This is a genomic window from Paenibacillus sp. RC21, assembly GCF_044907935.1.
Lineage (GTDB): Bacteria > Bacillota > Bacilli > Paenibacillales > Paenibacillaceae > Paenibacillus > Paenibacillus terrae_A.
On record NZ_JBIYCS010000018.1, the window covers coordinates 14,244 to 32,643 of the forward strand.

Sequence of the window (18,400 nt, forward strand, 5' to 3'; positions counted from 1 at the left end):
GAGGGGTATATACCCTCGGCCGTTTTGGAAATACAACTAAATTAATCCTGATTCAATTCGGTATAATCTGCGCGAAAATATACTTTGTAATCCGTAGCCTTAAACCCATACGCTTTCAGCATCTTCAGCAATATATTTCGTATACCATTACCGCTCATATGTGTTTCTATATATACTTTATCTAGGATTAGCTGAGGTTTCCTTATCCCTTCTTGCTTTGTTGAGATATACTTATTTTTCTTGCCGTTCATACCAGGCATATGTTCAAAAGCAAGAAATCTTTCGCTATCTATTGTGAGCAGCAATTCAGCAGTTTTTTTAAGCATTTCTTGCCAAGTTTTCACTTCTATTAATTGTTTCTCGTTAATTCGAAAGGCAAACGGTCTCTTATGCGTAAAATTCTCATACAAAGTATGTTCCACGTTAAAATCCACCATGTAGTCAGCATAATTGGGGATTTTATTCTTTTCGGTTTCTTCATCTGTATCGTGGTCTTCATTGGCTAAATCAATAGCCTCTACACTAAGATTAGCCACAAACTGATCAATCTGCTGTTCATAATCGTGAATAAATACCGCCATATCGTCATACTGCCGTCTAGCGGCAAAGTCTCTTTTAGTGAAAGCGTCGTTTGACTTATGGTTTATACTGTTCATTGTATCATTAAGTACTTCTTTTATAAGCTCCAAGCTCTCAGACAGGTCAATAGCTTTGTCCGGGAATTCTGTTTTTAAGATATATAGTACTTGATCCAAGTTCAAAAAAGCTCAACTCCTTGAGACAAATTCAATCTACAACTCTAACTTATTCAACAAATCCCGCAGCTCAACAATCTCTTCATTAGATAACGTGACACCTTTGCCCATTTTCTCATGATCTGGCGACCATTCTCGGATGTCGTACTTAGCTTCTTTATCGTTCCCGCTTATACTTCTCAGTTCCTTTGTCCAACCCTTTGAAGATTCTGACAATCTGCCGTGTATTTGAGTTACTTAATATTTGAATTCTGCCATTCTCCACATTGTACTTTCTATTTTAGATTTATTAAATCTTTCCACCTACTCCCTTAAATTTATCTACAAAGGCAGAAATTTTCTGAAAAACGCTCTGTTTTTTTGTTAAATACTGAGGATTAAGAGGACTCATTTTAGGAAGAATTTCATTAAGCTCCGTTCCATTTTCACTAGCATATTCTTTTTTCAATGAATTTAAAATATATCTTTTTGCGGCCTCTTCACTAAGACTTTCAGTAGTAATCAATTCTTCTGCTTCACGTTTTTGCTCCTTTTGAGCAAATGAGAAGAAGGCATCAATAATACTTGCTTTATCTTTAATATTATCCAAGTCTGTTTGGTTAATAAAATCGACAACCAAACTTTCTTTCGCGCGGTTTCCTACACTCGAACGAATTAAACGACGTACCTCTTCAACCAACGATTCTTTATCTTTTATTTTTTTGTTATTTTCAAAAATAAGTTCAAGAATATAATCTAAATTGATCTCTTGGGATTTTAGAAGATCCACTTCAAAGACAACATCATCCCAATCAATAGAGGAATTGTCCTTTTGTTTTCCGTTTTTCTCACGACGAAGCCAATCACGAATATCATTATAGGATGAACGATAATCTTGAATCGTTCTTTCTTCTGGTACATTAATTTCTTGCATGGCAGCTATATCTTCATCACCCATATAGTGAGTAGATTTAAAATTTTCCAAAGCCTCAGAGTCATTGAGATCTACTGTTTGTAAAGCTTTTAGACTTGAAAACTCATCATAATTCTGCAAAATATTTTCAACACGCAAATATTCACCAAAAAGCTTGGCAAACTCTTTCTTATCTTTTTCAGTAGAAATATCTTCAACATCAGGAAAACGTTCTTGCAGCTCTTTTACTACATCTACATAACCACGCCGGGCTTCCCCCGTTGCGATATCAGTAAACCCTTCCATATACTCTTTGTAGCTTTTTTCCAGAACTACATTTTTAGTGTTTGTATCCCCGAAAAGAGTAATAGCATCTATAGTGGCTTGTTCTAAATCTCTAAACGTAATGATATTTCCAAAGGTTTTAGTTGCATCATAGATACGATTTGTTCTCGAAAAGGCTTGCATCAAACCATGATACCTGAGATTTTTATCAACAAATAAAGTATTTAATGTAGGAGCATCGAACCCGGTTAAAAACATGCCTACAACAATCAATAAATCGATCTCTTTGTCTTTTACTCGTTTAGCAAGGTCACGATAATAATTTTGAAATTCCTTACTTTCTACGCCGTAATTGGTTTTAAACATAGCATTATAGTCTTTAATCGCTGAACTTAAAAACTCTTTTGCACTGCTATCCATTGCTGAAGGTTCAAATGTTTCATCTACAATTTCACCTATAGCATTTTGCTCTTCATTAGCAGCAAAGGAGAAGATTGTCGCAATCTTAAGGGGTTTACTACTTCCTTTTTGTAAGTTACTTAATGATTCATAGTAGAGTTTGGCTGCGTCAACACTACTCACAGCAAACATGGCGTTAAATCCTTTTCCATTCGCGTTTAGACGATGGGTTTTTACTCTAAAATTATTAAGAATATATTGGGAAATCTCTTTGATTCGTTCAGGATGCAGTAAAGCTTCTTTATTTTCTGCTGCAGATAGCTTTTTCTCGTCCTTTTCTGTTTCAATCGTTTTAAACTTGGGACGTACATCGTTATAATCTACTTTGAACTTTAAAACTTTTTCATCTCTAATGGCATCCGTAATTACATAAGAGTGTAACTCTCGACCAAAGACAGAAGCAGTCGTTTCAGAACCTAACGCATTTTCTGGGAAAATAGGCGTACCTGTAAATCCAAATTGATAGAACTTCTTAAACTTTTTATTGATATTTTTTTGAGCTTCACCAAATTGTGAACGGTGGGCTTCATCAAAAATAAATACCACTTGCTTATTATATATAGGTAACTCTGTTTCGCTCTTAATCAGGTTATTCAGTTTTTGAATCGTTGTCACTATAATTTTATTATCATCTTTCTCAATGTTACGCTTTAATCCAGCGGTACTTTCTGAACCATTCACACTATCAGGAGAGAAACGTTGATACTCTTTCATCGTCTGAAAATCTAGGTCTTTCCTATCCACCACAAAAAATACTTTATCTATAAAATCCAGTTCAGTAGCCAAACGAGCTGCTTTAAAACTCGTAAGCGTTTTCCCAGAACCTGTTGTATGCCAAATATATCCACCACTTTCAGTGGTTCTCCAATTTTTGGCCAGGTTTGAACTTTCTATTTTCCATAAAATCCTTTCTGTAGCAGCAATTTGATAAGGACGCATAATCAGCAGGTTATCGCTCGCATCAAAAACGGAATATTTCAGTAGTATATTCAGTAAAGTATTTTTTTGAAAAAATGTAGCGGTGAAATCTTTTAAATCTTTAATCAGGGTATTATCTGATCTAGCCCAATTCATCGTAAAATCAAAACTGTTTTTACCGCGTTTGGTCGTATTAGCAAAATAGCGGGTATCCGTTCCATTGGAAATTACGAAAATCTGTAAATATTTAAACAGAGAGTTTTCTGAATTAAAGCTCTCCTTGCTATATCGATTAACCTGATTAAAAGCTTCACGTATAGCGATTCCACGCTTTTTAAGCTCTATTTGTACCAAAGGTAAGCCATTCACCAAAATGGTAACATCATATCTATTAGCTTGCGTTCCTTTTTGTTCAAATTGGGAAATGACCTGCACTTTATTATTGGCGATATTTTTTTTGTCTACCATGTAAATATTTTGAATACGCCCGTCATCAAAAACAAAGTCATAAATATAGTCGTTATGAATTTTACGTGTTTTATCAATATGATTGTCGCTGGGTTTATCTAAAAACTGCTCGCAGAATCTTATCCATTCAGCTTCTGAAAATTGTACATTATTAAGGTTTTGCAGTTGCACTCGGACATTAGCAAGCATTTTTTCAGGAGTGGTTAAACTTGGTAGATGCTCATAACCTTGATTTACTAAATCTTGAATGAGTTCTCGTTCTAAATCAGCTTCTGTCTGATAATCAGCTCCTTGCTGATCGATCTTCGTATATTTATCTAAAACTATAAAGTTGTTTGATTCTGCGATGGGTTTAAAATAGCTCATTCATTTCCCCCCTATATAAAATTTCTTTTCTTTCATCTTATTTAAATCGATACATTTCTTTAATGTTATTCATTAAATACTTTATTACACGTCTATCATCGTCTGTCAATTCAACCATCTCGTCTCCTGAATGCTTTGAATGACTTGATATATTAATAATTCTTGTCTCATAAGGATTAATATTCCCATTTGTGTCTTTAGGTAGAAGTTCTCCCCAGTTGTCATAACCTAAAAATGTTGATGTTTTCTCCAAAATATTTCTAAAGAAATTAAAATGATACTTCTTTAACTGACCTGTTTCAATCGCTTTTTCAATTTCGGTTTTTAAGAAAAGATGATAGGAAAAAGGAGAATCATTGCTTTGGGAAACCAAATCATATTCTCCATCTTCATTTTTTTTAAGAAAATATTTTTTAAATGTACCCTTTTTAAACTCATTATGCAGCACATTATAAAATAAAGGATTATGTGTGGTTATAATAAATTTAAGGTATGACTGACTTGACTTAATCAAGTGTGCCAAATTTACCGCTAATTCAATCAAGCGATTATCATCTAATGAACTTACAGGGTCATCTATGAATACATATTCCAGCTGATCAAACTGATTTGTTTCTCTCTCACTTGGTTCAGCTACATTTAATACATCAATAACTTGTTCAAGCAGAGAATAAAAAACACACCATACAAAGTTACTCTCTTCTCCTTTTGAAATTTTAATGTTATTGGAACGCTCATCATTACCACGCTCATATGAAAAGGTTATTTCTGAAAAGGCTCCTACGGTTACATTATTCCCATTCTTATCTTTAATAGAATATTCTTCATTAAAATGTGGCATTAATTTTTCATCGGTATAATGTTGGAAATTAGAAATAATATTTCTATCTTGCCCCTGCTCTTCAAAGATCCATCTTGTAAAAGAATTAGGATGGATTTTAAGTTTTGGCTCAGCATCATTTTCTAAGTCATTATCCCAATAAAACAAATCTTCCGTAAAGGCATTGTAATAAAGGATTTTTTTACTAACTGCTTCTGATTCCTCTATCTCCGTATCCTCATCTGCTTTCGGTGCCACTAACGATTTGAATTCTCGTGAAAGCCTCGTTTTACCCGTTCCATTAAAAGCATAAATTAATTGAACTGTTACATCCGCTTCACTCGCACCTTTAGCTTTAGTTTTATGTTTGGCATCTTTCAACGTTTGTGCAATATCAGTTAATGAACCCCCCATATTACGCCTCTACCTCCTCTTTTGGAAAGCTAAGAAGCATATTGCGGTAATATTCGTATTGTTTTTGACGCAACTCTATTTCACGAGGTAAACCCTCAGTAATTGAGTTAGTTAAAGCATCGAATCTATCGAGGATAGATACGATACGGGCTTGTTCTTCAAGGGGTGGGATGGGGATTTTTGCTTTACTCAAACCGTTCGCATTAATCGCCGAGATTTTCCCCGAAGATATATATTTCTTAATTTGGTCATGAAAATGCTTGGTGCGTAAAAAGTATGAAACATACTTGGGATTCAAAGAACTTCTATATGAAAAACAAGCATCATGAATAACAACTCCCATATTACCAAGCCAAGCAGTACCTTTCCCAATATCTTCAATTGTTTCTCCAGCAGCAACAATTACCACATCACCATGATCTGCAACTCTTAGCTTTGAAGCTAGATCATGACTAACAAACGATTTTGTCTTTTCTGCCCAGATATTATAATGCGTATACATTTCACCATAATGAATACATGGGAACCCCTCTGAAAGCATGTCGGTTTTTACAAATCTCTTGCCTCGAGTAAATTCACCCACATCCCCCAACGTCTTCCACTCAACTTCACCCTCTCCAAAAGTCAACAACTTATCACGATAATACTCATATTGCTTTTTACGAGCTGTAAGCTCTGCTGTAAGCTCTGCTGTAAGCTCTGCTGTAAGCTCTGTGAAGGCGTCCAAAATACGGACGATTTCCTCTTGTACTTTAAGCGGTGGGATGGGGATCTCTAAAGATTTGATAATATCTGAGTTTAGATTACTTACCGAACCACTGTTAATCTTACTAATCCAATAGCTTTGAACTAAATCTGAAGAAAGGTAATGGTATAAATAGTCGGAATTCAATTTATCCCCAAAATCACTAATTGAAGCCCATCCATCGTGAATAGCCCCATCAATATTTAGAATGTAAGGTCGTCCAAAGCTCATAGAGTTGGACATTATGAAATCACCTTTTTTTAACATTCTTGATTTCATAGCACCTTCTGGTGTAATTCTCTGTTCTGTCTTATTCACATATTTTGAATTAGGTAAAGTATCACCTATTTTTATCCAAGGAACACCATCTTCTTTATCAGTAATAAACTTCGCTATAGGTCGAGGTGAAGCACCTCTTTGGATTTTAGCAACATTACCCAACGTCTTCCACTCAACTCCACCCCCATCTAGGAGTTTCTCCATATAATTCGGCTTAATCAAGATTCAATCCCCTCAATAATGTCATCAATTTCAGTACGAAGCTGGTCTATCTTTGCTACAGTCGTTTTGATCTCTTCATTTAGCTCATTTATATCAATGACTTCCCTTGTGTCTTTTGCTTCCACATAGGAGCTTACAGATAGGTTGTAATTATTTTGAACGATTGCCTCATAATCAACGGATTTTGCAACATGGTCAATATTTTCTTTGCTGTCGAACATTTTCATTATTTGCTCAATATGTTCATCTGTAAGTATGTTATTATTCGTTGCTTTTTTATAGAAATCTACTCCACTTGCATCAATAAATTGAGTTTTATTATCGGTTTTATGCTTAGAAAGAACCAAGATATTAACCGCTATTGAAGTCCCGTAAAAAAGGTTAGGTGCTAATGAAATAACCGTTTCAACAAAGTTATTATCAATCAGATACTTTCTAATTTTTTGCTCTGCACCACCACGGTAAAAAATACCAGGGAAGCAAACTATAGCAGCACGACCTTTACTTGAAAGGTAACTAAGCGTATGAAGTACAAAGGCAAAATCGGCTTTAGATTTTGGGGCTAATACGCCTGCAGGAGCAAATCTTTCATCATTAATAAGTGTTGGGTCATCACTACCAATCCAATTTACGGAATAAGGTGGATTAGATACAATAGCATCAAAAGGTTTTTCATCACCAAAGTGAGGGTCTAATAGCGTATTTCCTAAAGCAATATTAAACTTATCGTAATTTATGTTGTGTAAAAACATATTCATACGAGCAAGGTTATAAGTTGTATGGTTAATCTCCTGTCCATAAAAACCATCTTCGATAATATGAGCATCAAACTGTTTCTTTGCTTGTAATAGCAATGAACCTGAACCGGCTGCAGGGTCATAAATTTTATTAATGGTTGTTTGCTTGTGTATTGCTAATTGAGCAATAAGTTTAGATACACACTGCGGTGTGAAGAATTCCCCTCCAGATTTTCCAGCATTGGCAGCATAATTAGAGATTAAAAACTCATAGGCATCACCAAAAAGGTCAATGTGATTATCTTCAAATTTACCAAAATTAAGCCCTTCCACGCCTTTAATGACAGCAGCTAAACGACTGTTTTTGTCTTTTACCGTATTTCCTAATCTATTGCTTGTCGTGTCAAAGTCAGCGAATAATCCTTTAATATCCAATTCAGAAGGATAACCATTTGCTGAACTTTCAATAGCAGAAAATATAGCAGCTAAATCTGTATTCAAACTTTCATTTGTGTTGGCAGTTTTCGCAATATTAGCAAACAGCTGTCTCGGATATATGAAATACCCTTTTGTTTTAATGGCATCATCTTTAATTTCTTTCGTTATAATATCATCAGGAAGGTCTGCATACTTGACACTTTCGTCTCCAGCTTCAATATAGCTAGAAAAGTTCTCGCTAATGAAACGATAAAAAAGCGTTCCTAAAACATATTGTTTAAAATCCCATCCATCTACTGAGCCACGGACATCATTGGCTATTTTCCAGATTTGAGATTGTAATTCGGCACGTTGTGCTGCACTTGACATTTGTATACCTCCAATTTTTCTTCTTATACATTGATTATAGAAGCACTTCTAAATAGGTTTGAAGTTTTCCTTCCACCTTTAGTTTCTTGCCATATTCACACAGCAATGCAATGTTCTTGTCTTTTCTTCTAACGTAGAGTTTAAAGGCATCTGTGATGATCTGTATATCCGTTTTATCATGCTTTCGCAAGATATCGTATAATGTCCTTTCCACGTTATTCTTTACACCGACATAAAACTTCATGCAAAATCACTCCGTAATACCAGCCTAATAGTCCAATAGACTTGTTCCACATTTTATCCGAAAATTTCTTTATTCGACAGTGATTTATCATTATTATACACTACGGCTTAGAAAATAATATGTCAGCAAATATATGTTCGCATGAAAAAACCTCCGCCGCGTGTGATGGATGGAGGTAAAATCAACTAACCATTACTTATTTGTAGTTAATCAACAGGCGTGCTACGATACAAAATTACTATTTATGATTGGTTTGTCCAATAGAGTCATAATAATCCTTGAGTTCAAGACAACGTCCTTCTTCTCATCAGCAAAAGGACGATATAGAGGACTAATACACCACAAAAAAGATAGTCATAGTACACTTTGTATGTAGTTAAGTCGAAATGGAAATACCCGGATAAAATAATACCCACAGTGTACCCCATAAACAATAAAGAAAATGCAATCTTAAGTGGGCCATTAATAATATGATTCCACCGCTCATCCTTTCCTTCTTTAAGTAACAAAATAAGGTTTAAAAGTAATCCCACCGTAATAGTGATGCTTATAAAAATACCCATCATATTATTCCTCCTCGTCTTCTTCATAGGCTTCAAAGTGAAATACTTCCGTAATTCCTTTTTCAAATATATATGCTATGGCAAATGCAAGCTCAAGCGAAGGTACAAACTTGTTGTTCTCAATTGCGGCAATGGTCTGTCTTGTTACACCTAGTTCTTTGGCTAGATCCGTTTGTGTCCATCTCCGTTCAGCACGCAGTAAATAAACTTGATTGCTGATAACACCAAATGAAAACATGAACTCCCCCCTTTCAATAATTATAGTATTATATGAGTAACAAATTGTAAAGTAAATATAACATATTGAACTATTAATAAAACAAAATGCAATAAATAACATACAAAAAACCTCCCATAAAAGGAGGCCCAAAAATTCACCTTCATTATTAATCGGAAGAAGCATCCTTCCTACTACCAAGCACTCCAGGTGAATAATCTATATTCCCGCACTCAACCCTAATGCAATTTTTTGAATGCAGGAACATATTCAAATTCCCCTCAAACCCACATTCATCAATGTTTTTCATCTCGATATATCACTACCACGCACTCCACATGTGTCGAGACAGCGAAAGGGATATATTCCTTTTTATTATATATATTACCTATAATATCAAAAGCCGCTCCTTCTCACAACACCCCCTTTTCCCAGATGATGCCTGTTCCCCCTTCACTTCTGTCGATCCTACTAATTCCATATGAGCCTGTATTTAATTTACCCGAATCCATAATCACAATTAAATCAGCCCCCTTCCTGACTTTGAAAAGCAATTGCTCAAAATTACTATCAGCTTTCTCTATTCCCATACCTCTCCCTTCCAAAAATACACATAGTAAATACACCAACCAATGGGTCATTCTGTAAACTAAATCTCTCTTTCAACCGATAAATACATATGCTGGGTTCGTAATTAAATATCTTCTGCTGTCCTTTTGTTTCTTGAATGAAATCTTACTTGGAACTCCTGTATCTGATTAAGAACGTTTTTGTACCCAATAAACTCAGTGATACATATCTATCTTGACTCAAAGTTGTATTCATCCATTTCTTCTATTCGTCAGACTCGAATTAAACATGCTGCACTTTACTTTTGTAATCAGCCATCACATCTAGAAAGGAGTCATGAACTCACTTGAGCCTATTATCAGATGGGATCGGGTATGAAAGCCTACGCTTTTATGGTCCCTTTCAGCCGCAACACATCGATCAACTTCAAATCACACGTACCATTAATGATCATGCCTATTTACATATCCGTGGTATGCTCTCCGAAGAACAGGGAGCCGCATGCATCGGACAAAATATGGAGCAAGAGCCGATTGTGATTCGTCAGTTGGATGATCAAGGACAATCGCTAAGAAGACTGTTTCACGGGATCGTTACGCAAATGTCCGTACATTGTATACGTGGAGTATATACCTTTGAACTGAAGGCTGCTTCGCATTCCTATCAAATGGATATTAAACTAAAAAAACGTTCCTATCAGGATATTCACCGTACCTATGATGATCTGGTCACCGCGATGGTTCGTAAATATGAGTATGGAGACGCCATTGATACCGTAACTAATTATGCCAAACTGGATACTTTTGTTTTACAATATGAGGAGACCGATTGGGCATTTTTAAAACGCCTCGCTTCTCGCTTTGGTTCAATACTTGTGCCTGAGGTAACCGCAGCTTCACCCAAGGTCTTCTTTGGGATGCCAGAAGGCAAGCAGTATAAGGTGGAACGAGATGTATTTTATCGGGTACGAAAAACGTTTCATGAGCTGGATGCGGAAAAGCCCGGAGAACAACGTGCTGGCTCGTATGTCACCTATACAATTGAAAGTCTGCACTACTATGCGCTGGGTGACCTCATCACGTTACCCATTGGACAAGGTAAAGAACTGGTCGTGGTTCGGGCAGTGACACGGTTAGAGGATGGCTTACTGCGTACCCGTTATGATCTCCAAGCGGAACAGAATATTCGCTATGCCCGGTATGAAAACGATCAGGCCACCGGGATTTCACTCACGGGAACGGTGCTGAAGGTACAGCAGGATTTTGTGCAGCTTCAACTGGACTTCGACCCGAAGCAAGATCCTGCCAAAGCCTGTTGGTTTCCCGTGGCGACTCGATATGTCGCCGAAGAACATAGCGGTTGGTACGATATGCCTGAGATCGGTGAACAAGTAGAACTGTATCTGCCTACACACCGCGAACAGGATGCCTATGTAACGGATTCGCTACGACAACAACACCACGCAAATGGACAGCCGAATGTGAAGATATGGCAACATGTGCAAGGTAGCGGGGTAGAAATGTCTGAGCAAGAATTGACCCTTTCTACCTCGGATGGATTTTCAATTACACTAAATGAAGATGGTGGAATTACCGTTAGCAGTCCGGGGAATGTGCAGATTCAGGGTGGTCATGTGAAGCTGGAAGCAGGTAAGGAACTGTCGTTAGAAGCTGGAACAGCCCTTCATCTAAAAGGTGGAGAAAGTAGCATGGTGCTGGATGGTGAGACAGATACCAAAGCTCCAGTGATTGATCAGGAAGGTACGGTGAAAGCTCCTGTTTTCGTGGCTGACCTCCCTCCTGTGCCTGAGCCACCATTGATGAGTATAAAAGCATATGAGGCCGCACAAACTGCAACAGCCAAGAGCAGCCAAGCCCCTACCCCTAAAGCAAAAATTACGACTCCAGCAGCACTTCAACAGGCGAATGCCTTGATGGGGACGATATCCAAACTGTTAGGCTCCATTCCAGCAGTAGGGAACGTAGCCAGTGTGATGTTGAATGCTGTTGGTGGGCCAGCAGGTAAAGTAGCAGCAACGGTGTTACAAGCAACTGGAGCCATCCCTATTCGTAGTAAAGGAACGCCAACGGTTGGAGGCAGTAAAGAAACGGGGTTGCACCCGCTCAAACACTTGGCTGGCTTAGCACTCCAAGGACTAATCAGTCAATATGAGCATGAGCAAGCGAGACAAGCTTACTATAGCAAGTGGATCTTAGGAAAAGCATATACAAGTGCGCGTCATATAGCTAATTCCGGCGGCCCACTGGAGCTGGTGCAGAACCTACTGAAAGAATCAAATGCTATGGCTCATGCCTATCAGCAGATTCCTGTAGATCTGAGACAACGTTGGAAGGACAAGCACGATAGCTACATGGCAGCTGAAAAAGCCAAAGTATCCTATAATTTTGATGAGTATGATAAAAAAATAGTAGGAACTATGTGGGTTCTCAGCAAAAATGGGGTTACCGATCAGAAAGCTGCCCAAGCCACTCTCGCCTATAACGAAGCTATCAAAAATGGAGAAATCAAATTACATCACGAACCAGAAAATGTGGATATTTTCGTAGAACAGATTAAAGCAGCTAAAGAAGGAAAGAACTATTGGACAGGCGAAGAAATACCAAAATGGCAGGCAAATGCGATTATTGTAAGTAGCGTATTTTCTGAATTTCAGATGGTAGGAAGTTTATACGGTGCTAAATTTGGTGGGAATATAAAGATACCTTCTAAATCAATTAAAGTTCCAAAGTCTACCGTTAAAGAACCGCCAATCGGAAAGCCTGCTCCTTCCAAACCTATTGAAGCACCGAAAACTGAGGGAACAGCTAGTGGTAAGCCTAAGTTACCTTCTGATAAAAAATTACTTGATGCTGCAACTGAATGGTCAAGTATGCAGAAAAAGCTTGCTCCTTCAAAAAGAAAAATGGATAATTTCAATACAGCTGCTGTTGCCTATGACGCAAGAACAGGAAAATATTATTATGGAATGAATAAAGGTATACAGCTTAGTGGAGATAAGAAGAATACAATTTTATTTGGAAGCAAAGACAAACCAGGATTATTACCAAAAGATTCTCTTAATGAATATGCAGTAGGAAATTGTGCAGAAGTAGATGCAGTGAATCAAGCGCTAAACCAAAAGGCTAATGTGAATGATTTATATATATACACTATTAAAACAACGCCAAACGAGTTTGGATCAGCAAAAATAGCTTGCGAAAACTGTACATTTACTTTTAAAGGAAATGTTGCTGACGCACTAACCGGGTGGTATAAAGGAGACTAGTGATAATGGATATGGAAAAATTTAAGCATATTTCAATGAGAGGTAGAGTTGCATATGGAGTTAGCTGTTTTGAGAACGCTATAATAGCCTTGAAATATGATGTTAATGATTGGAGAATCGTTTTGAATTATTTATGGGAATTCACTAGTATCCAATACTTAGATGATTGGAATGATATAGTTGTTGAATTAATCCCTGAGAATTTAACGGAGTTTAAAACATATGAGGAGGAAGAGTTTGAGCGGCTGAGTAAAGATGAATTCATATATTTGTATAGCTTATATCAAAATATTGATGGATCAGTGGATGCCTTACTACGAGAAATTTATGATCTTGGTATCAGTCATACTTATACTGTAATCGAAGGATACGGCGAAAGCAGTTTGAAATCTTTGGAGAGAATTATTAAGTTCATGATAGATTACAACTTTCCATTGCCAAGCATCGATCCATTCCTAAAATTTTCTATAGAAGAAAATAGAGGATGGGGTCACAAGTTTGATGGTACAAAATTATCTAAAATTCTGTAACATAGAAATTGAATAGGTTTATGTGTACCTTAATATTAAAATTTCAAAAGCTTATTCCAACTTGAATCATGAGTAGGGATGAGCTTTTTTCCACACTCAAAAACAAAATGACTTGCCATCCCTCCCCATCAGAGTTAACATACACACACTCAAACAGCGGGAGGGAAATGTGTTATGTCAGATTGGCCAGATTGGTTTCAGGAAGCATTACGCCAACGTTTTTATCAATTAGAACTTGTTAGTGAACAACAGGCTTCAAATTTATCAGAGGATGAACATCTATTTACTCAAATGGATCAATTCAAAACCAACCAAAACGAAGATATTCAGCAACTGCTATCCGAATGGGAAGAAGCCATAGGTTATCAGCTAAGTCAGGATAAGCAATCTATCTATATGGAAGGAGTAAAAGACGGGAGTGGATTAATTCTTCCCGTCGTACAACCCACAGTTACTCGTTAGCTTTTGGTTACTTTAGTCTATGATTTTTTTAGTCCAATATTTCATCTATGCTCATTCCACTTTTCAAAGTAAATACAAAATGCGTTGGTGAGAGAACGGTTATCTTCTCCACCAACGCATTAATAGGTTATCATCAGCGGCCCATAAAAACGGTCAATTTCCATTATTGTTTACTGTTTTTCTTACGAATCATACCAAATAAAAAAATTAATAATAAAACAGAGAACAAGAATGTATACCCTATTAACAAAGATTTTAAATTAAATTCTCCTATATTGGTATATATTCTTCCTAGTAGAATAAGAAGCATTACCAATGATAACCCAAAATTCTCACGGTTATATTTCCTTATCTTATATTTAAAAATTCTATAAATCAGAAAAAATAGTAGCAAGAAAGATACTATTGAGATGATAACGAAAATCATATTTGCATGTCCCCCTTTAAAATAAAATTAGCAAAGGTTTAATATCACCTTTGCTAATTTTATTACTCTTCATTCGAAAATTACATACGTTGAATATAGTTATATGCTTGCTTAAGACTAGATCTAGCTTGTGAACGATCATTAACTACACCAGCGGCCGATGCCGCTCCAACAAGTCCAGAACCGACTAATCCCACTACTGTTTCCCATGTAACAGCCGCTACACCAAGAGCAATCAAAGTTTGAGCCAAATTATATTTCATACTGGCGTGAGAAGTAGCAAACGCGTTTATGTTACTTATAGCCAGGGATGTATACGGGCCTGAGATAGAGACATTTGTTTTGGAAACATGGCTTCCATCTGGTCCCCAACTAGTCCATATTTTGAAATCATTATAACTAAAAAAGTTATATGTTTTATAGTTACCATAATAATGACTTATTTCAGGTATACCACCTGAATCATTTGCTGCTGCAAGAATAATAGATTGAGGTGCACTAAATGATTGCGGGGTATCTAAACTTTCTTGAGTAATCGGTTGTTTCAACTCTTCCTCTGTTAATTTTTCACCATCAATGTAATATTCATCTCCCTTGATTTTAATATCAAAGGAATTTTCAGAATCTTTAAAGGCTTCTTTTTGTTCTATAGATGCAGATGGCAAAAAATCAAAATGTTCCTTCGAAATGACTTTAGTATTTATAGTATCTTCTGTAACTTCTCGATACGTTGAGATATCAACTGTTCTTATAGCAATTGTTTTTCCTCCCACCACAACATCATACTTACTAGTATTTGAATCTGTAAGGGCTTTAGGGCTTGCAGAAGCAGGGCTTGCAGAAGCAGGGCTTACAAAAGCGGTGCTTGTTACAACAAGAGCAACTACCACAACTGATGAGATCATTTTCTTTAACTTATTTTTCATTTCAAACCTCCTATTAATATTTTATGTCCTTATTGTAAATTATTATCATATTGAATTCATATCGTCCAAATTAACTATATATATTCCAATATGCGACAAAATGTTACAAAACAAGTTGCATATTAATCTCTATTTTTTCATATTTCGTTTTATAAAATGCCTATATATATACAGTTAACCTTCCATTGCCGTTCTTCTAAAAGTACTACCTCCAAGCCCCATTTCCAGTAAAATGATATAGCCAAACTCCCCTAATAACTTGATTATGAAAATTCTTAAACTTTTAAAGGCTTATTCCAACTTGGATCATGAGTTAGGAGTGAGCCTTTTTACACAAAACAATGACTTGCCATCCCTCCCCATCAGAGTTAACATACACACACTTCAACCACGGGAGGGAAATGTGTCATGTCAGATTGGCCAGATTGGTTTCTCGAAGCATTACGTCAACGTTTTTATCAATTAGAACTAGCTAGTGAACAACAAGCTTCATGTTCATCAGAGGACAACAATCTATTCACTCAAATGGCTCAATTCAAAATGAATCAAAACAAGGATATTCAGCAACTGCTATCCGAATGGGAAGAAGCCATAGGTTATCAGCTAAGTCAGGACAAACAATCCATCTATATGGAAGGAGTTAAAGACGGGATTCGATTGATTCTTCCCGTCATGCACTCCACAAATATTCTCTAGCCTATTGATCGTTTCAGCCTATGGTTTCGTTAGTCCAGTATTTCGTCTATGTCCATTCCACTTTTCAAGGTAAAAACAAAATGCGCTGGTGAGAGAATGGTTATCTTCTCCACCAACGCATTAAATAGGTTATCATCAAATTGTTCCAGTATATCTTGCCGCGAGCTTAAAATTTGTATGATTTCATCGACACGTTCCTTAACTTTCGCTTGCTGCTCATGCTCCTGCTCCAGTGTCAGCTTCTGTTGTCGTAGCTCGTTTAGTTCACTGGAAAGTCTGTTCGTTTCTTCATCATATACAATTTCATCAATCTGATTCCGTAGCTTAAGATTCACTAATTCCTTCAAGTCGGATTTCAATTGTTGCATTTGTCCTTCGATATCCAATAGCGGTTCTTGCCCTACTTTGCTGGAAAGCACCGATTCAATATTGGCTTTCAATGTCTTCATGAATCCTTTCTTATTCTCATACATCCGGTTGAACAATCGTACAAACGCGGAATGTAAAATGGGTTCATCGACTGATTTGGCATCACAGGCTACTTTACCTTTATTGACATACGTTTTGCATTGCCATACTACTTTTTTGGATGGATTATTGCTGTTCCAGGTTCGGCGTTTAAAAATGGCCCCACAACATCCACAATATACTTTACTGCTCAGCACGTATTTGCTGGAGTACCTTTTGCTCTCCCCCATGACATTTCCTTTCAGCTTGGCGCGTCGTTCCTTTTCCTTTTGCACCGCTTCAAATAGTTCCTTGGATACAATCGGTTCATGGTTGTCCTCGATTAAATATTGCTGTTCCTGTCCTTTATTCCTGATTCGTTTGTGGGTTAGAAAATCTACCGTTACCGTCTTTTGTTGTAGTAAAGCTCCGTAATATTTCTCATTGGTCAGAATTAAGGTAATGGAGGAATCCCACCACGTATCGCCACCCGTGACTGTTTTGATCTTATCTCGCATCAATCCTCTGGCAATCGCCTGATAGCTTTTTCCATCCAAGTACTCCTCATATATCCTGCGTACAATCTCAGCTTCTGGCTCGTTAATCACCAGTTCACCATGTTCATCCTTATCATAGCCGAGGAAGCGGTTCGTGTTGCAAAAGACTTTGCCGTTTTGGAAGCCACGCAGTATTCCCCAGCGACTATTTTCAGAAATATTCCGACTCTCATCTTGTGCAAGGGAACTCAGGATGGTCAGCAATACTTCACCTGTGGTATCCAGCGTATTAATATTCTCCCGTTCAAAGAATACAGCGACTCCGAGACTTTTGAGTTCCCGTACATATTTCAATAAATCCAATGTATTTCTGGCGAATCTCGAAATCGACTTGACAAGAATCAGATCCAGTTTACCGTTTCGAGCATCCTGTATCATCCGATTAAAATGTGTTCTATTTTTGGTACTGGTTCCGGTGATCCCTTCATCGGCATAGATATCCGCCATTTCCCATTCCAAGTTGTTTTGAATGTACTTTGTATAATGATTGACCTGATTGGTATAGCTCTCCTTTTGCTCCTCGGAATCGGTACTGACCCGACAATAGGCAGCGACTTTCTTCTTTTGAATCGATTGAATTCCCTCTACAATGTCCATCGTTTTAATGGGAACGACGACGACTTTTTTTGCGATTGCGGCTTGTGCCATAGGTATTTCTCCCTTCCATATCTTCTTTATACGGTCACATGGTATAATGCTTGCGGCACATCATCAAGTCCATTTCTGCCCATGTGATAGCTACTTGAAAGATTTTTTATTAAGCTGATCAATCGCAATAAATTCTTCTTCTGTTATCAACTGTTGTGATCTTAATTGCTTCAATAGACTCAGACTGAGCAAGTAATCAATAGATTTTCGTTGCATATGTATGTGGCTCCTTTGAAATAAAAAATGGCTCACCTCTAGGGCAAGCCGATAGATAATAAAGATTAAAATAAATTCTTAAGGCTAATGTTCTTTTCTGCGGACATGCTAGGATCGCTTACTAAGGTGGCAGTCAATATTAATGCTTTGTTGATTGCACCACTACTGCTTCCGGCTTTCACAGTCACGCTATTTCCTGTAGTTGCTATTATGCTCCCCATGATCGGAGTCGAATCATCTTGATTCCGTAGGCTCCAGTCTACCGACTGGTCAAGCACTTCTGTTCCATGATCATAGATATGACTGACATATGAGGCGCTTTGACCTGTTTTGAGCATGGGATTACCAGTAATGGCTATCGAATAGATATGCGTTCCCGTTTCGACGACTCTCATTTCAATCGTACTCAGTATCGTAGGGTGATATGTTAATTTTACGGTGATA

15 protein-coding genes and 1 pseudogene are annotated in these 18,400 nt (G+C 37.1%); 4 read left to right on the forward strand and 12 right to left on the reverse strand.

Annotated elements, in window-relative coordinates; genetic code table 11:
- Positions 1-41: 41 nt before the first annotated feature.
- The 8 genes from ABIA61_RS26380 to ABIA61_RS26415 all read right to left on the reverse strand — a co-directional run bounded on the left by ABIA61_RS26380 (position 42) and on the right by ABIA61_RS26415 (position 9,781).
- Positions 42-761 carry a hypothetical protein gene (locus ABIA61_RS26380; RefSeq protein ID WP_404581483.1) on the reverse strand — a complete coding sequence of 240 codons (720 nt, stop codon included), beginning with the start codon at positions 759-761 and terminating at the stop codon, positions 42-44.
- Between the two features lie 30 nt (positions 762-791).
- Positions 792-983: a YdbC family protein gene (locus ABIA61_RS26385; protein WP_404581493.1), complete on the reverse strand. Its 192-nt coding sequence runs from the start codon at positions 981-983 to the stop codon at positions 792-794.
- A 61-nt stretch (positions 984-1,044) separates the two neighbouring features.
- The gene (locus ABIA61_RS26390) at positions 1,045-4,143 is read right to left on the reverse strand and encodes a type I restriction endonuclease subunit R (protein ID WP_404581484.1); all 3,099 of its coding nucleotides are present in this window, start codon (positions 4,141-4,143) and stop codon (positions 1,045-1,047) included.
- A 37-nt stretch (positions 4,144-4,180) separates the two neighbouring features.
- Entirely contained in the window at positions 4,181-5,377 is a 1,197-nt protein-coding gene (locus tag ABIA61_RS26395; RefSeq protein ID WP_404581485.1) for an AAA family ATPase, read from the reverse strand.
- A gap of 1 nt (position 5,378) precedes the next feature.
- Complete coding sequence (locus ABIA61_RS26400; protein WP_404581486.1) at positions 5,379-6,623, reverse strand: restriction endonuclease subunit S; 1,245 nt, start codon at positions 6,621-6,623, stop codon at positions 5,379-5,381.
- On the reverse strand, positions 6,620-8,167 hold the full coding sequence (locus tag ABIA61_RS26405) for a type I restriction-modification system subunit M (protein WP_404581487.1): 1,548 nt from the start codon (positions 8,165-8,167) through the stop codon (positions 6,620-6,622). Before ABIA61_RS26405 ends, ABIA61_RS26400 begins: the two co-directional genes overlap by 4 nt.
- A gap of 811 nt (positions 8,168-8,978) precedes the next feature.
- Positions 8,979-9,212, reverse strand: coding sequence for a helix-turn-helix transcriptional regulator (locus ABIA61_RS26410; RefSeq protein ID WP_404581488.1), 234 nt, complete (start codon positions 9,210-9,212; stop codon positions 8,979-8,981).
- A 392-nt stretch (positions 9,213-9,604) separates the two neighbouring features.
- A complete protein-coding gene (locus ABIA61_RS26415) occupies positions 9,605-9,781 on the reverse strand; it encodes a hypothetical protein (RefSeq protein ID WP_283652760.1) in 177 nt (58 codons plus the stop codon).
- 326 nt (positions 9,782-10,107) lie between these two features.
- Here ABIA61_RS26415 and ABIA61_RS26420 point away from each other — a divergent pair, with 326 nt between their 5' ends.
- From ABIA61_RS26420 to ABIA61_RS26430, 3 genes are all read left to right on the forward strand, one after another.
- Positions 10,108-13,047, forward strand: coding sequence for a contractile injection system protein, VgrG/Pvc8 family (locus ABIA61_RS26420; RefSeq protein WP_404581489.1), 2,940 nt, complete (start codon positions 10,108-10,110; stop codon positions 13,045-13,047).
- A gap of 5 nt (positions 13,048-13,052) precedes the next feature.
- Positions 13,053-13,577 (forward strand): hypothetical protein, encoded by a 525-nt coding sequence (locus ABIA61_RS26425; protein ID WP_283652762.1) that lies wholly within the window; start codon positions 13,053-13,055, stop codon positions 13,575-13,577.
- 174 nt (positions 13,578-13,751) lie between these two features.
- Positions 13,752-14,039, forward strand: a complete 288-nt coding sequence (locus ABIA61_RS26430; RefSeq protein WP_404581490.1) for a hypothetical protein — start codon at positions 13,752-13,754, stop codon at positions 14,037-14,039.
- A gap of 507 nt (positions 14,040-14,546) precedes the next feature.
- Here the strand turns inward: ABIA61_RS26430 and ABIA61_RS26435 are convergent.
- A complete protein-coding gene (locus ABIA61_RS26435; RefSeq protein ID WP_404581491.1) occupies positions 14,547-15,392 on the reverse strand; it encodes a hypothetical protein in 846 nt (281 codons plus the stop codon).
- A 408-nt stretch (positions 15,393-15,800) separates the two neighbouring features.
- Here ABIA61_RS26435 and ABIA61_RS26440 point away from each other — a divergent pair, with 408 nt between their 5' ends.
- Positions 15,801-16,088 (forward strand): hypothetical protein, encoded by a 288-nt coding sequence (locus tag ABIA61_RS26440; RefSeq protein ID WP_283652765.1) that lies wholly within the window; start codon positions 15,801-15,803, stop codon positions 16,086-16,088.
- A 29-nt stretch (positions 16,089-16,117) separates the two neighbouring features.
- Here the strand turns inward: ABIA61_RS26440 and ABIA61_RS26445 are convergent, their stop codons facing one another.
- The 3 genes and pseudogenes from ABIA61_RS26445 to ABIA61_RS26455 form a co-directional block, all read right to left on the reverse strand.
- Positions 16,118-17,740 (reverse strand): recombinase family protein, encoded by a 1,623-nt coding sequence (locus tag ABIA61_RS26445; RefSeq protein WP_404581492.1) that lies wholly within the window; start codon positions 17,738-17,740, stop codon positions 16,118-16,120.
- A gap of 90 nt (positions 17,741-17,830) precedes the next feature.
- A complete protein-coding gene (locus ABIA61_RS26450) occupies positions 17,831-17,956 on the reverse strand; it encodes an SHOCT domain-containing protein (RefSeq protein ID WP_404521938.1) in 126 nt (41 codons plus the stop codon).
- Positions 17,957-18,021: 65 nt separating this feature from the next.
- Positions 18,022-18,400: pseudogene (locus ABIA61_RS26455) on the reverse strand (hypothetical protein); the annotation flags it as partial.